This is a genomic window from Arthrobacter sp. UCD-GKA (genome assembly GCF_001863355.1).
Taxonomy (GTDB): domain Bacteria; phylum Actinomycetota; class Actinomycetes; order Actinomycetales; family Micrococcaceae; genus Paeniglutamicibacter.
In genome coordinates this window covers 135,440-150,191 of record NZ_MOLR01000003.1, presented here as the reverse complement: position 1 = coordinate 150,191, position 14,752 = coordinate 135,440, and the positions used below count along the sequence as shown (strand labels likewise).

Genomic DNA, 14,752 nt, shown 5'->3' with positions numbered 1-14,752 from the left:
CCTACGAGTCTACCGGGCGCGGGGCCATGGGCCTTATTCGCGCCCGGACCGCCAGCGGATCAGCTCCGGACCCAGGTCCGCAATGGTCGCGGCGCCCATGAGCTGCATGTTTACCTCGATTTCCTTGGCCAGCAGCTCGATGACCCGTTCCACGCCGGCTTCCCCGCCGGCCATCAGCCCGTAGAGGTAGGCCCGGCCGATGAGCACGAAGTCGGCCCCGGCGCAGAGCGAGGCGACGATGTCGGCGCCGGACATGATGCCCGAGTCCAGGATGATCTCGGTCCCCGCACCCACCTCGGCGCGAACCTCGGCCAGCGCCTCGAAGGAGACCGGCGCACGGTCCAGCTGGCGTCCGCCGTGGTTGGAGACGACCAGCCCGTCGGCCCCGGCGTCGACCGACTTGCGGGCGTCCTCGGCCGTGAGCACGCCCTTGACGAAGAGCTTTCCCTCCCAGATGGAGCGGATCCACTCCAGGTCCGCGAAGGAGAGCGTCGGGTCGAACATCGAGTTGATCAGCGTGGGCAGGTCGGTGGCGCTGTCGGAGAGCGAGGCGAACTTCAGCGAGTCCGTTGTCAGGAAGTTGAACCACCATTCGGGGCGGTATGAGGCGTCCAGCACGGTCTTGAGGTTCAGCCGCGGCGGGATGACCATGCCGTTGCGGGCATCGCGCAGCCGCTGGCCGGCCACCGGGGTGTCGACGGTGACCAGCAGGGTGTCGTAGCCCGCGGCGGCTGCGCGCTGCAGCAGTGCACGGGACTTCTCGCGGTCCTTCCACAGGTAGAGCTGGAACCAGCGGCGGGATTCCGGGGCCGCGGCCGCGACCTCCTCCAGCGAGCGGGTGCCCATGGTGGACAGGGAGAACGGGATGCCCGCGCGGGCCGCGGCGCGCACCGCTCCGGTCTCGCCCTCGGCGTGCATGAACCGGGTGAACCCGGTCGGGGCGATGCCGAAGGGCAGCGCGGACGGTGCCCCGGCAATGGTGGTGGACAGATCCGCGCTCGCGGTGCCGTGCAGGATGCGTGGGAGCAGCTCGATGGAGTCGAAGACCTCGCGGGCGCGGCGGGCTGTCAGTTCGCGCTGGGCGGCGCCATCCACGTAGTCGAAGGCCGGGGTGGGGGTGCGCCGCTTGGCGATGGCGCGCAGGTCCCACACGTCGGCGGCCTTGGCCAGGCGGGCTGCCCGCCGGTCCAGGGTGACGGGTTCGAACTTCATCAGCGAGCGGAGTTCGGAGATCTGCGGCAGGCGACGTTTCATGTGGACTTGTCCGGCTTTCTGTGGGTCGTGGGTGGGCGACGCACCCTTGGAATCAGGTGCCGGCACCGTGGCTGGGCAGCGGGCGGGCATCAGGCGCCCAGGCGCATCCACTTGTCGTTGCGCACCCGCCAGGAAAGGGTTGCGGCGCGGGCCAGCATGAACCCGAGCCCGAAGGCCACCCAGATCCAGGCGACGGCGGAGACCCCGGGGTGCTCAAAGAGCGTGACGATAAACAGCATCGGCAGGTAGGCGGCCAGGTTGATCATGCCGGCGACCGCCAGGTAGCGTGCATCCCCGGCGCCGATGAGCACGCCGTCCAGCACAAAGACGAGCCCGCACACCGGCTGGGACGCGGCGAGGATCCAGACCCCGACCATGGTCGCCTGGCGCACCGAGTCATCCGAGGTGAACAGCGCACCCACAAAGGGGGCGATGAGAGCCAGCACCGCGCCGGTGGCCAGACCGAAGTACACGCCCCACCGGCACATGGTCTTGGTGAGCAGGTTCGTCCGCCCCGCGTTCCCGGCGCCCAGTTCCTTGCCGATGAGCGCCTGCGCGGCAATGGCCAGCGCATCCAGGGCGAAGGCCATGAAGGTGAAGATGGTGAAGACCAGCTGGTGCGCCGCGAGCGTGAGCGCCCCCTGCCCGGTGGCAACCCAGACCGTGGCGAGCAGGGCCAGGCGCAGCGACAGCGTGCGCAGCATCAGCCAGGATCCGACCTGCCCGGTGCCCAGCACCCCGCGCCCGTGCGGCGCCAGCGACTGTCCGGCCTTGCGTATCCGCGGGACCAGCATCCACAGATAGACCGCGGCCATCCCCCACTGCGCGATCGAGGTGCCCAGTGCGGCACCGGCGACGGACATGCCCAGCGGGTAGACCAGGACGAAGTTCAGTGCGATGTTTGCGGCGAAGCCGAATCCGGCCACGTACAGCGGGGTCTTGGTGTCCTGCATGCCGCGCAGCACCCCGGTCGCGGCGAGCACCAGCAGCATCGCGGGGATGCCGAAGGTGGAATATTGGATGTAGTCCACCGCGAACCCGCGCACCTCACCCTCGGCGCCCATGGCGGCCGCCAGCGTCGGGGCCCCGAAGAACCCGGCCAGCGCCAGGACCACGCCCAGGCCGACGGCAAGCCAGATCCCGTCGCGCCCGGCGGCCATGGCCTTGCCCATGTTTCCAGCACCGATGGCCCGCGCCACCGCGGGGGTGGTGGAGTATGCCAGGAACACCATGAGTCCCACGGCGGTCTGCAGGACCGTGGTCCCCAGCCCGGCGCCGGCCAGCTCGTTGATGCCCAGGTGCCCGATGATGGCCATGTCCGCCAGCAGGAAGAGCGGCTCGGCGATCAGTGCGCCGAGCGCGGGAACCGCCAGCGCCAGGATGGTTCGTCCCAGCCCACGCGCGGAGTCGGGGGCCGTGACCTGGTTTTTGGCGGCTTCTTTCACCACTCCAGACTACCGGGGGCACGGTCCGGGACGGGTGCCAAGGATTTTTCCCATGTGGCGTGACGCAAATAGGTTTGCGTTACAACCTATTTGCAGATGCACCATGGTTTGCCGCGCGGTCCACCGCCACCACCGAAGGGAACGCACCATGAACACGAACCAGCCAGCCACACCGGAACCGGCACTCGACCCCCTGCCGCCCTGACATCGATGAACCAGGCCGTCCTCTGCACCGCGGTGGCCGGAATCCGGTCCGGCTCCGAGATCCGCGGGGATTCCAAATTCGCCGGCATGGCCTACGGGATGAGCTGGATGGGAGGATTCCTGGTCGTCGCGCTGTTCTCCATCGCCATCTCCCGGCTTCTGGCCGGCACGGACCAGCTGGTCACCGGCTGGCTGATCAATTCCGTGGCCATCCTCGTGGTGGGCATCATGTACATGGCCGGCGCCGCGATCTTCGGCGACCGCCCGATGTTCCTTCTGGGCGCCTGCTTCACGGTGCTCAACGCCGCAGGCCTCATCGCCGGGGCGCAGGCCTTCATCTCGATCTTCGCCATCGGCGGCCCGATTCTCTTCCTCGCCGCCGGCATCCTTGCCCTGGTTCGCCGCCGCGCTTCCTCCCCGGGGGCGAAGTAGCCATGGCCGAGTTGGATCCACTCATCCACGCGGATGCCCGGTTGCGGGTCATGTCGGCGCTGAACACCCTGGGGCCGAAGGAATCCATGGCGTTTCCCAAGCTGCGCGAAATCCTGACGATGACCGCGGGCAACCTTTCGACGCACCTGCGCAAGCTGGAGGACGCCGGATACATCTCCCAGGAGAAGGTCCTCGAGGGCCGAAGCCCCGCCACCTATGTCGGCGTCACCGCCCGGGGCGTCGCCGCGTTCGAGGCCTACAAGGCCCAGCTCATCCAGCTGCTCTAGATGCGCGCAACCCGGCCGGCCGCGGGCGTCACGTCACGAATCCCGGCCCCCCTGCACCGATCGTGCCCCGGGGCCTGCCCGGAAGGACGGAGGCAGCCCCTGCGCTTTCCCCCGGATGCAGCAAGCCCCGTCCATTGCCGGACGGGGCTTGCCGTTAACTACTCAGAGACGATGCCCTAGATCGCAGAAGCGATCCAGATTACCAAGGCAACGGCGACGAGAACGCCTACGATTGTCCATACAAGGTTGCTTCCACGCATGTGGTCCACTTCCAATCTCTTCGTTGTTACTTCTCAATATGGGTATACAGAGAACTTCTTCAGCATAACGGGTGGCGCCGCCGGAGCCATCACGATTTGCACGGACTCGCCGGGAAAACCCGTCCTCGGGCCAGCTTGCCCCGCAAGCCTAGGGGTGCCGATGCAACCCGCCCAGGGCCAGCAGCGCCGCCAGCACCAGCAGGGACACCACCGAGACCACCAGCCCCGGCCAGTCCCCGGCCTTGAACGCCAGCCCGATGGCCCAGCCAAAGATCGAGGACCCGGAGTAGTAGGCCAGGTTGTACAGGCTCGCGGCCTGCGTCCGGCCCCCGACACCCAGCATCGGGATCCACCCGCTGGCCACCGAGTGCGCGGCAAAGAACCCTGCGGTGAACACCAGCAGCCCGGCAATGATCGCGGGCAGGTAGTCGGCCAGCGTCACCGCCAGCCCGGCGGCCATCAACCCGATGGAGGCCAGCAGCACCGGCAGCCGCCCGAAGCGGGCCACCATCGCACCGGATTGCCTCGAGGACCACGTGCCCGAGAGGTACGCGATGAACACCAGCGAGGCCAGCGAGGCGGGGATCAGGAACGGGGCGGCCTCGAGCCGGAATCCCAGGTAGTTGTAGACGGCCACGAAGCCTCCCATGAGCAGGAACCCCTGTGCGTAGAGCACCAGCAACTGCCCCTTGTGCAGGTTCATCCACAGCTTTTTCCACAGGGGTATGCGGTTCGGGCTGCGCCAGGGCACCGGGGTGAAGCCGCGCGGCTTGGGCGCCACCGCGATGAACACGCCGGCGGCGATCGCCGCCATGATCGAGACCACCAGGGTGCCCAGGCGCCAGGAAACGAACTCGCTCAGCGGACCGGCCACCAGCCGCCCGGCCAGCCCGCCCAGGGTGGTGCCGGAGATGTAGGTGCCGGCGGCAACGGCCGAATGCAGCGGCGAAACCTCCTCGGAGAGGTAGGCCAGGGCGACCGCGGGGATCCCGCCCAGGGCCAGGCCCTCGATGAAGCGCAACGCCAGCAGCACCTCGAAGCCCGGGGAGAACGGGACCGCGAGGCCCAGCACCACGGCCGCGAGCACCGCGATGGTCATGGTGCGCAACCGGCCCATGCGGTCGGCCAGCAGCGACCAGAAGAGCACCGAGGCGGCCAGGCCCAGGGTCGCGGCGGAGACCGCCAGCGCCGCGTCGGCCTCGGACACCGCCAGGTCCCGGGCCAGCTCCGGCAGCACCCCCTGCACCGAATACAGCTGGGAGAAGGTGGCGACCCCGGCGGCGAAGAGCGCCAGGATCATGCGGCGGTAGCCGTCGCTGCCGTGGATGTGGCCGTGCCAAGGTCCACCCCGGCCGGGGTCGTTGCTCACGTGCGCTTGCCGTTCCTCTTAGTGGCTGGCTCCGGGGAGCCGGGTGGATCCGGGCGGCTACTGCTGGATCAGCGGCAGCAGCGTGTAGGACAGGGACAGCGCCACCGCGTTGTTGAACACGTGCAGCACGTAGGAATACGCCAACGACTTGCCGGTGAGCACGTAGGCCACCGACATCATGATGCCCAGCGTCGTGTACGGAATCGCGCTGGTCACATCGAAGGACCCGGAGCCGATGAAGTGCAGCGCGGTGAAAAGCACCACCGAGATCGCCACGCAGACCCACACGTTGAGCCGGCGGCTGAGCTTGCCGATGAGCAGGTGGCGGAAGATGTATTCCTCCACGAACGGGCCCAGGATCGCGGTGACCACGAACATCGTGATGAACGGGACCGCGCGCGTCATGCCCTCCAGGGCCAGCTGGTTTTCGCTTTTGACCGGGTTGCCCATTGACACCAGCACGACGGCGCTGACGATCAGGGACCCCAGCCAGCCGCCGGGCACCATCAGGGCCTTGGCCCACGGGTGGTACTTGAAGGTGGCAAACGAGCTGCGCAGTGTCTCGAAGCCCATGATGATCGCGCCGGTGAACACCACCACGTACATGATCAGGTTCACCCCGAACAGCGCGGATTCCTGGTCCTGGAAGGCCTCGATGAACCCCGGGACCAGGGCCAGCAGCCCGGCGGCGCCGAAGACGAACAGCGCCAGGTAGATGCCCACCACCACCAGGTCCCCGCGCCGCAGGGGTCCGGCGTCGAAGACCGGTTGCCGCTTTTTCGGCGGCGGGGCGAATGGGTACGGGACGGGCGGCTGGTGCATGGTTTCCACCCTATCGACCTTGGGCACCCCGGCGTGTGCGCCGCCCCGCGGCGGAGCTACTGGACCCGCAGGCCCAGCTCGTTTGCCAGGATCGGGGCCAGGTCCATGAGCTGCTCGAAGCTGACCGTGGCGCCCTTGAGCGCGGAGATACCCGAGAGCGTGCGCAGCCGCGCGCCGCGCAAATCCACGTCCTTGAGCTTGGCGCCGTTCAGCGCCAGGGTGTCGATGGTGCAGTCGATGAAGGTGACCCGCTCCAGGTTCGCTCCCCCGGCGTCGAGCTCGTCGATGTGAACATCGCGGAATTCGACGTCCTTGATCTTCGCGCGGCGCAGGTTCAGGTAGCCGAGCTTGGCGCGTTCGAACTTCACCGAGCGGAAGGTGGAGCCGTAGAGTTCCGCCGATCCGATGCGCCCGCCGATGACCGCGGTGTTCCACCAGCCGGAGTCCGGGGCCTCGAGCACCGGGGCGTTGACCTCCTCGATGCGGCAGTCCCCGAATGTCACCCGCGCCATGGGTGCGCCCTGCAGGGAGACCGCGCGGAAGATGCATTCGGTGAAGACCGCGTCCTCCAGGTCCACCCCATCGGCATCGTCGGATTCGAAGAGCAGGGACTCGGCGCGGCCATCCAGATCCAGCCCCGTCAGGTCCCCCGAGCCGGTGGTGGCCGGTTCCTTGAAGGCGGGCAGGCGGGGGGCTTTCACGGATGCAGGCATGGGCAATAGCTTATGCGGCGGCGCGGACGATTCCCGCCGAAGCGCACGTTGGCTTTCTCACCGGCAGGCGGCTTGACGTCACCGGGTCCGGTGGCCCCATCCCCGGGGCATCCGCCGCCCGCCGTGCCTACCTGCCGGTGGCGAAGACGGGGTTCTTCTCCAGTTCGCCGGCCAGCCGGGGTGCCAGCGAGGCGGAGAAGTCGTGGGAGAGGTGGGATTGGTCGTAGTAGGTGATCAGCGAGCCGATGACGGCGAAGCAGGTTTCCTCCGAGCAGATCGAATCGGTCAGGTCCGCGCGCACGATGCCGGCCGGGGCCGAGTCGGCTTCCAGCGCCCTTTGCAGGTTGTGCCGGATCGACAGGCCCTGCTTGCGGGTCACCGAGCAGGCCAGCGGGTCACCGGGGTTCGAGGCCACGCAGGTGGGCACGTTCTTGTTGCCCAGCCGCGGCACCTCGCCGATCACCGCGACGGTCTTGCCGGCGTCGGTCCATTGCTTCCAGAGTCTGGTGAAGCCCTCGGTGGCCGGATCCTTGAACTCGTAGCCCGGGGAGGAGATCCAGCTGCGCTTGTTGCCCTGCGCGGCGACGATGACCGCGTCGATGCCCGGATCCGCGGCGAGACCCGGTCCCAGCGCGCGCACCGATTCGGTGCACAGGCGTTCGGCCGCGCCGCTGAGCTTCTCCGCACCCTTGAGCGCGGCAACCGAGGGCGAGCAGCCGGAGCGGATGTGCGTGACCAGTTCCCAGTCGCGCGCCTTGGCGATCACCGCCAGGGCCGGCAGCCAGGCCGAGGCGTGGGAGTCCCCCACCACGGCCACGCGCAGCGTGGGGTTGGCGGTGTTGCCCAGCCGGCAGCTGGACTCGCCCACCTGCAGCGTGTCGGTCTCGCAACCCGGGAACAGGGGGGCACGCACCTGCTGGGACACCGCGACCGCCGAAGGGTAGGGGGCGAAGTCCGAGGCCACGGGCAGGCAGTCCTTGGGGTGTTCCATGGTTCCGGCGCCGTAGCACTTCGAACTGACATCCATCCGGGGCAGGTTGGAACTTTGCGCGGAGGCGGCGGTTCCCGCCCAGGCCAGGGAGGCCAGCACCAGCATCCCGGCCAGGGCGAAGACGAACGCGTTGCGCACCGGCTTCAGCCACGTCCCGAAGCGCAGCGGGTCCTCGATGAGCAGCTGGCAGATCCAGGCCAGGGCCAGGGTCAGCGCCAGGATGCCGGCCTCGTGGTACCACTTGGGTTCGGTGTGCAGCACAAACGGCGCGACGATGATCAGCGGCCAGTGCCACAGGTACGCGCCATAGCTGATGTCCCCGACCCAGCGCGCGGGCCGGATCGAAAGCCAGGTGGAGTGGGAGAAGATGCGCAGCCCGGGCCTTTCGGTGCCGCTGGCCGCAAGCACCGCGGCGGTGCCGAGCACCGGAACCAGCGCCATGGTGCCGGGGAAACGGGTCTCGGTGGGGATCAGCACCGCGCCGGCCAGCAGGGCGGCCAGGCCTCCCCAACCGAGCAGGAACCCAAGCGCACCGCCGATCCCGCGGTTCACGCAGAGCAGCGCCACGATGCCGCCGGCGGCGAATTGCCAAGCCCGCCCGGCGGTGTCGAAGTAGGCCGCCTGCGGGCTGGCAGCGGTGACCCAGAGCCCGTAGGCGAAGGAAAGCACCATGATCGCGCCGATGACGCCCAGGAAGAGCTGCCGGGTGCCGGGCCCGGCGAAGGTGTGCCTGCCGATGCCGGCCCGTGGCCCGAATCGGGGCAGCAGCCTCCCGGCGATGAACGCGCCGCCCAAGAGCAGCAGCGGCCAGGCGAGGTAGAACTGTTCCTCCACCGAGAGCGACCAGTAGTGCTGCACCGCGGTGGCCATCTGCCCGGCGGCGGAGTAGTCCGTGGCGTCCAGAACCAGCGCCCAGTTCTCCACGTAGAGCCCGGAAGCGGCAATGTGCTTGAACATCGTGCCATGCTCGGTGGCGGGGATGAAGAAATACACCAACCCGGCGCTGGCCAGCAGCACCGTGAAGGCCAGCGGCAGCAGCCGGCGGATGCGCCTGGCCCAGAACGTTGCCAGCTTGATGGTTCCGGTGGCGCGCATTTCCCGGAACAGGTGCGCGGTGATCAGGTACCCGGAAATCACGAAGAACATGTCCACGCCGATGAATCCGCCGCTGAGTGCGCCGGGGCGCAGGTGGTGGATGACCACCATCAGCACGGCGATCGCGCGCAGCCCTTGGATGTCGGCCCGGAACCCCATCGACGATCCGCGCCCGGCGGCCTGCGGGGCCTTCACGGACGGGGCATTGCGCGGGGTTTGTTGCGGGGCGGAGCCGGTTGAAACTGTCACTCGCGCAAGCCTAGCCCATCGGTCGTGCGCACTGATCTCGTCGCTGAAAGTGATAGTAAGGGCGGTGTTCCGCGGTCAAGGCCCGATCAATCATTGTGTGACCGGGCACGGGCCCGAAATCGGCAACCCGGACCAAACGTAGGTGGCCCCAGGTGCAATGGATGTTGAATCCATCGCGCCCGGGGCCACCAGCGAGCCAGTGGGTGCTAGCCGTTGGCGTCCAGCCGGGACTCGGCCGCGCCGGGCTCAATGCCCGTCAGCACCGGGGCTCCGCCGCCGGCAGCTTCCGCGTCGACGTTCTCGGCCGGGCCGGCGAACTGCGACTGGTAGAGCCGGTAGTACGCACCGCGGGCCGCGAGCAGCACCTCGTGGTTGCCCTGTTCCACGATCTTGCCCTCTTCCATCACCAGGATGGTGTCGGCATCGCGGATGGTGGAGAGCCGGTGCGCGATCACGAAGCTGGTCCGGTCGCTGCGCAGCGCCGCCATGGCCTTCTGCACCAGCAGCTCGGTGCGGGTGTCCACCGAGGAGGTCGCCTCGTCCAGGATCAGCAGCGACGGGTTGGCCACGAACGCGCGGGCGATCGTGATCAGCTGCTTCTCGCCGGCCGACACGTTGGTGCCTTCCTCGTCGATGACCGTCTCGTAGCCCTCGGGCAGTGCGCGGACGAACCTGTCCACGAAGGTGGCCTTGGCCGCCTCGATGACCTCTTCGTCCGTGGCCTCCAGGCGCCCGTAGCGGATGTTCTCCAGGATGGAGCCGCCGAAGAGCCACGCGTCCTGCAGCACCATGCCGACCTTGGAGCGCAGGTCGGCGCGGCTGATCTGGGTCACGTCCACCCCGTCCAGGGTGATGCGCCCGGAATTCAGTTCGTAGAAGCGCATGACCAGGTTCACCAGCGTGGTCTTGCCTGCGCCGGTGGGTCCGACGATGGCCACGGTGTGCCCGGGGTGCGCCTCGAAGGACAGGTCCTCGATGAGCGGCTTGTCTTCCGAGTAGGAGAAGGTGACGTGCTCGAACTCGACGTGGCCGTCGGTGCGCGCCGGAAGCGACGCCGTGACGGTGTCCTCGTCCTGCTCGTCGGCATCCAGCAGCTCGAAGGTGCGCTCCGCGGAGGCCACGCCGGACTGGAGCATGTTGGCCATGCCGGCCATCTGCCCCAGCGGCTGGGTGAACTCGCGCGAGTACTGGATGAACGCGGTCGCGTCGCCCAGGGACATCTGCCCCGAGGCCACGCGCAGCCCGCCGACCACGGCGATGCCGACGTAGGCCAGGTAGGAGATGAAGTTCATGACCGGGAAGATCATGCCGGAGACGAACTGGGCGCCGAAGGATGCCTTGTAGAGCTCCTCGTTCTTCTCGTGGAAGCGGTCGAGCATGTCCTGCTCGCGGCCGAAGACCTTCATCAGGTCGTGGCCGGAGAAGGACTCCTCGATCTGCCCGTTCAGCGCGCCGGTGTTCTTCCACTGCGCGGTGAACAATCCCTGGGCGCGCGAGCCGATGACACCCGCGGCGACCGCGGACAGCGGCAGTGCGATGAGCGCAATCAGCGCCATCTGCCAGGAGATGATGAACATCATGATGATGATGCCGATGACCGTCAGCAGCGACTGCACCAGCTGGCTGATCGCCTGCTGCAGCGCGTTCTGGATGTTGTCCACGTCGTTGGTGACCCGCGAAAGCAGGTCCCCGCGCTGGCGGGTGTCGAAGTAGTTCAGCGGCAGCCGGTTGAGCTTGGTTTCCACGTCGCGGCGCAGGCCGTAGACGACCTTCATGACCAGGCGGTTCAGCAACCAGCCCGAGGCCCACATGAACAGCGAAGCCACGAAGTACATGGAGAGCACGATGAGGATATAGCGGCTCAGCAGCGGGAAGTCGATGCCCACGCCGGGGATGAGGTTCATCTTGGACATCATCTCGGCCAAGTCGTTCTGCCCGGAGGCGCGCAGCCCCTCAACGACCTGCTCCACCGGGACGTTGGCGGGCATGTTCCCGCCAATGGCTCCGGCGAAGATCACGTCCATGGCCTGGCCCAGGATCTTCGGTGCGATCACCGAAAGCACCACGCCGGCGGCCGCCAGCAGCAGGACCACGGTCATGCCGAGTTTTTGCGGGGCCAGCAGCCCCACCAGGCGCTTGGCCGAGGGCCAGAAGTGCTTGGCCTTGCGGACCGGCATCGAGTCCCCGAACATGTCGGAGGCCCCTGCCGTGTCGAACTCGTCGATCTCGTCGGTTGGTTCCACGACCGCTGTCGTTTCCTTCTTGGTACGTTTTGCCATTTAGGCCACCTCCTCCACTGCCAGCTGGCTGGTCACGATTTCCTGGTAGGTTTCCGAGGATTCCAGGAGTTCCTCGTGCGTTCCGCGGGCCACGATTTCGCCGTGGTCCAGGACCAGGATCTGGTCGGCCGAGGTGATCGTGGAGATGCGTTGGGCGACGATGATGACGGCCGCATCCTTGGTGGGTTCCTTCAGCGCGGCCCGCAGGTGCGCGTCGGTTGCCACGTCGAGGGCGGAGAAGGAATCGTCAAAGAGGTAGACCTCGGGTTTCGCGGCCAGGGCCCGGGCGATGCACAGGCGTTGACGCTGTCCTCCGGAGACGTTGGTGCCGCCCTGGGAGATCTTCCCGTTCAGGCCGTCCTCGCGTGCTGCGACGAAGTCCTCGGCCTGGGCGGTGCGCAGGGCGTCCCACAGCTCCTCGTTGCTGGCGTGCTCCGCGCCGAAGCGCAGGTTGGAGGCCACGGTTCCGGAGAAGAGGTAGGGGCGCTGCGGGACGGTGGCCACCGAGGCGGAAATCTGCGCGCGGGTCAGCTTGGTGACAGGGGCCCCGCCCATCAGCACCTGGCCTTCCCTCGCGTCGTAGAGCCGCGGGATCAGGTTCAGCAGCGTGCTCTTGCCCGAGCCGGTTGACCCGACGATGGCGGTGGTTTCGCCGCGACGGGCGGTGAAGGAGATGTTGTTGAGAACCGGCGCCTCGGCACCGGGGTAGCCGAAGGTGACGTTGCGGAACTCGATGGTTCCGGGGGCGTCCATCTCGGTCACGTGCTCGTGCTGGTCGGTGAGCGACGGGGCCATGGTGGTGACCTCGTCGATGCGCTCGGCACAGACGATGGCACGGGGAATCATCATGGCCATGAAGGTTCCCATCATCACCGCGATGAGGATCTGCAGCAGGTACTGCAGGAAGGCGGTCAGCGCGCCGACCTGCATTTCGCCCGTCTCCACGCGGTGCCCGCCGAACCACAGCACGGAGGCGGTGGCGATGTGCAGGATCATGCCGATCAGCGGGAACATCAACACGAAGAGGTTGCCGACCTTCACGCCCACGCGGGTGAGCTTGGCGTTGGCTTCCTCGAAGCGCTCGGTCTCGTGGGGTTCGCGCACGAAGGCACGCACCACGCGGATGCCGGTGATCTGCTCGCGCAGCACCCCGTTGATCCCGTCGATGCGGTCCTGCATCTGGCGGAAGAGCGGCATCAGGAAGATGACCAGGACGCCGACGACCACCAGCAGGACGGGCACGGAGACCCAGACCAGCCAGGACAGGCCGACGTCCTCGCGCAGCGCCATGATGATGCCGCCGATGCACATGATGGGGGCGGAAACCATGAAGTTCAGGCCCATCAGCACCAGCATCTGCACCTGCTGCACGTCGTTGGTGCCGCGGGTGATCAGCGTTGCGGCGCCGAACTTGTTCACGTCCTGCGCGGAGAACCCGGTGACGGCGTCAAAGACGGAATGGCGCAGGTCGCGGCCGATGGCCATGGCGGTCTTCGCGCCGAAGTACACGGCGGCGATGGCCGTGAGCACCTGGACGAATGCGACGGCAAGCATCACGCCGCCGGTGCGCCAGATGAAGTCGGTGTCGCCCTTGACCACGCCGGTGTCGATGATGCGGGCGTTGAGGCTGGGCAGGAAGAGTGTGGCGATGGTGGTGGCGAGCTGGAAGAACAGCACGGCGGCAATCCACCACTTGTAGGGTTTCGAATGTCTAAGTATGAGCTTTAAGAGCATCAGGCAGTGTCCTCATGATTTTTTAGCCGCACGAATCCACCATGGTTTGGTGGCCCCGCGAGGGCGGCAACGCGGCATTTTTCAGCCAAGCATTGGTCACTCTACCCTCGATGCCCCACGGTTTGACCCTCCCTAAGACTGACTTTTTGCCCCCCGCGTACATCGCGCGCGGTATGCGGGCCCGATCGGTGCCCCGACGGGTGTGCAATGCGTGGTTTTCACCCTCGTTCACCCCTTGTTGGTCCGCCACACAAGCAATAGGATGAAATTGAATTATCAGGATGTGGAAACGAATGGAGTCGCTTGTGTCTGAACTTTCATCACCGCTGGCCGTTGGGCAGCGCGCACCGCAATTCACCTTGGCCGATGCCACCGGCCGGCAGGTCTCGCTGGGCGACTACGCGGGCAAGAACGTCGTCGTGTACTTCTACCCCAAGGCGGCCACCCCCGGCTGCACCACCGAGGCCTGCGACTTCCGGGACAACCTGAACTCGCTGCGGGGCGCCGGGTACGAGGTCCTGGGCATCTCCCCGGACCAGGGCGAGGCCCTGGCCTCGTTCACCGCTGCCGAATCGCTGAACTTCCCGCTGCTTTCGGATCCCGATTTTGCGGTGGCCACCGCCTACGGCTCGTACGGGGAAAAGGAGTTCAACGGCAAGAAGTCCTCCGGCACGCTGCGCAGCACCGTGGTGGTCGACGGCGACGGCCTGGTCTCGCTGGCCGAGTACAACGTCGCCGCCGGCGGGCATGTGGCCCGTCTGCGCGAGGAACTCGGCATCTAGCCGCTTCCCTGCCTCCCCGCTACAGGAGTTCGGGGATGTCTGCGGGATGGACCGGGGCGATGCGTTCCGGTTCGTCCGGCATCCCGAAGTGCGTGGCCAGCTGCGCCAGCTGCCGGCATTCGAACCCGCTCCAGGTTTCGATGCCGCGCACGGAGCCATCGGGCAGCGTGATCCACAGCTGGTCGCGCGCGCGTTCGTCCCCGCCTGCGTCCCAGGCGACGTGGCGCAGGATGCCGGTGTCCCGGGGCACCACGTGGCTGGGGCCCCGGGTGCGTTCGAGGACCAGGCCCGCCTCGTAGACGTGGCCCAGCAGGATCCCGCGGATGCCCTCGCGGTCCCGGAAGAGCATCCGGTAGCCGCACACCGCCACGAACCCCAGCCCCAGGACGCTCAGTGCCAACCCGCCCAGCTTCAATCCGGGCACCGCGGGATGGGCGCGCACCAGGAACATGATGCTGGCGGTGGCGACAATCAGCCCGACGACCAGGCCTGCGGCGTTGTTGACCAACGACTTGCGGTCTTCCTCGCGTTCCAGCTGCAGGGTGTAGAGCCATCGCCCCAGGTCGGCGTCTTCGGCCTGCCCGCGGGCACGGGCGGTGGTTTCCCAGCCGCCGCCCTGGATGGTGCTCATCGCCGGGACCCGCGGGGCGCGCCGGCAGATGGCGCACCTCTGCGGAAGGCTGGATCGGGGTGGATGAGGGGTGGCAAAGCAACGCATGATGGGTGCCTCATGCTGCGAGGGTAGCAGAGGCGCGGGGGAAAGTAACCGGCTTGGCGCCGGACCCCGGGCGGCCCGCTGCCGCGGCGCCGCCGGGCACCGTCGCCGCAACACAACC

General features: G+C 67.7%; 12 protein-coding genes. 3 read left to right on the top strand and 9 right to left on the bottom strand.

The window, feature by feature from the left end:
* Positions 1-33: 33 nt before the first annotated feature.
* Both BLJ79_RS05735 and BLJ79_RS05730 read right to left on the bottom strand, forming a co-directional pair.
* Positions 34-1,254 carry an alpha-hydroxy acid oxidase gene (locus BLJ79_RS05735; RefSeq protein WP_071213737.1) on the bottom strand — a complete coding sequence of 407 codons (1,221 nt, stop codon included), beginning with the start codon at positions 1,252-1,254 and terminating at the stop codon, positions 34-36.
* An 89-nt stretch (positions 1,255-1,343) separates the two neighbouring features.
* The gene (locus BLJ79_RS05730; protein ID WP_083411029.1) at positions 1,344-2,699 is read right to left on the bottom strand and encodes an MATE family efflux transporter; all 1,356 of its coding nucleotides are present in this window, start codon (positions 2,697-2,699) and stop codon (positions 1,344-1,346) included.
* Positions 2,700-2,909: 210 nt separating this feature from the next.
* Between BLJ79_RS05730 and BLJ79_RS05725 the strand changes: the two genes are divergently transcribed.
* Positions 2,910-3,335 carry a hypothetical protein gene (locus BLJ79_RS05725; protein WP_071213736.1) on the top strand — a complete coding sequence of 142 codons (426 nt, stop codon included), beginning with the start codon at positions 2,910-2,912 and terminating at the stop codon, positions 3,333-3,335.
* Positions 3,336-3,337: 2 nt separating this feature from the next.
* Entirely contained in the window at positions 3,338-3,622 is a 285-nt protein-coding gene (locus BLJ79_RS05720; RefSeq protein ID WP_071213735.1) for a transcriptional regulator, read from the top strand.
* Between the two features lie 408 nt (positions 3,623-4,030).
* Here BLJ79_RS05720 and BLJ79_RS05715 read toward each other — a convergent pair whose 3' ends face one another.
* The 6 genes from BLJ79_RS05715 to BLJ79_RS05690 all read right to left on the bottom strand — a co-directional run bounded on the left by BLJ79_RS05715 (position 4,031) and on the right by BLJ79_RS05690 (position 13,134).
* On the bottom strand, positions 4,031-5,251 hold the full coding sequence (locus BLJ79_RS05715) for an MFS transporter (protein WP_071213734.1): 1,221 nt from the start codon (positions 5,249-5,251) through the stop codon (positions 4,031-4,033).
* Between the two features lie 57 nt (positions 5,252-5,308).
* Positions 5,309-6,073: a CPBP family intramembrane glutamic endopeptidase gene (locus BLJ79_RS05710; protein WP_071213733.1), complete on the bottom strand. Its 765-nt coding sequence runs from the start codon at positions 6,071-6,073 to the stop codon at positions 5,309-5,311.
* A 56-nt stretch (positions 6,074-6,129) separates the two neighbouring features.
* Positions 6,130-6,774 (bottom strand): pentapeptide repeat-containing protein, encoded by a 645-nt coding sequence (locus tag BLJ79_RS05705; protein WP_175475401.1) that lies wholly within the window; start codon positions 6,772-6,774, stop codon positions 6,130-6,132.
* 139 nt (positions 6,775-6,913) lie between these two features.
* Positions 6,914-9,121: an acyltransferase family protein gene (locus tag BLJ79_RS05700; protein WP_071213731.1), complete on the bottom strand. Its 2,208-nt coding sequence runs from the start codon at positions 9,119-9,121 to the stop codon at positions 6,914-6,916.
* 206 nt (positions 9,122-9,327) lie between these two features.
* A complete protein-coding gene (locus BLJ79_RS05695; RefSeq protein WP_071213730.1) occupies positions 9,328-11,400 on the bottom strand; it encodes an ABC transporter ATP-binding protein in 2,073 nt (690 codons plus the stop codon).
* The gene (locus tag BLJ79_RS05690; protein ID WP_071213729.1) at positions 11,401-13,134 is read right to left on the bottom strand and encodes an ABC transporter ATP-binding protein; all 1,734 of its coding nucleotides are present in this window, start codon (positions 13,132-13,134) and stop codon (positions 11,401-11,403) included.
* 293 nt (positions 13,135-13,427) lie between these two features.
* Between BLJ79_RS05690 and bcp the strand changes: the two genes are divergently transcribed.
* Positions 13,428-13,916, top strand: coding sequence for a thioredoxin-dependent thiol peroxidase (gene bcp / locus BLJ79_RS05685; protein WP_071213728.1), 489 nt, complete (start codon positions 13,428-13,430; stop codon positions 13,914-13,916).
* 19 nt (positions 13,917-13,935) lie between these two features.
* Here bcp and BLJ79_RS05680 read toward each other — a convergent pair whose 3' ends face one another.
* The gene (locus tag BLJ79_RS05680) at positions 13,936-14,547 is read right to left on the bottom strand and encodes a hypothetical protein (RefSeq protein WP_071213727.1); all 612 of its coding nucleotides are present in this window, start codon (positions 14,545-14,547) and stop codon (positions 13,936-13,938) included.
* Positions 14,548-14,752 lie beyond the last annotated feature (205 nt).

Excerpts from the sequence above, each read along its gene's own strand:
- BLJ79_RS05725 (WP_071213736.1), top strand. The coding sequence starts at position 2,910 with ATGAACCAGGCCGTCCTCTGCACCGCGGTGGCCGGAATCCGGTCCGGC.
- BLJ79_RS05720 (WP_071213735.1), top strand. The coding sequence starts at position 3,338 with ATGGCCGAGTTGGATCCACTCATCCACGCGGATGCCCGGTTGCGGGTC.
- BLJ79_RS05695 (WP_071213730.1), bottom strand. The coding sequence starts at position 11,400 with ATGGCAAAACGTACCAAGAAGGAAACGACAGCGGTCGTGGAACCAACC.
- BLJ79_RS05680 (WP_071213727.1), bottom strand. The coding sequence starts at position 14,547 with ATGAGCACCATCCAGGGCGGCGGCTGGGAAACCACCGCCCGTGCCCGC.
- bcp (WP_071213728.1), top strand. The coding sequence starts at position 13,428 with ATGGAGTCGCTTGTGTCTGAACTTTCATCACCGCTGGCCGTTGGGCAG.
- BLJ79_RS05710 (WP_071213733.1), bottom strand. The coding sequence starts at position 6,073 with ATGCACCAGCCGCCCGTCCCGTACCCATTCGCCCCGCCGCCGAAAAAG.
- BLJ79_RS05735 (WP_071213737.1), bottom strand. The coding sequence starts at position 1,254 with ATGAAACGTCGCCTGCCGCAGATCTCCGAACTCCGCTCGCTGATGAAG.
- BLJ79_RS05690 (WP_071213729.1), bottom strand. The coding sequence starts at position 13,134 with ATGCTCTTAAAGCTCATACTTAGACATTCGAAACCCTACAAGTGGTGG.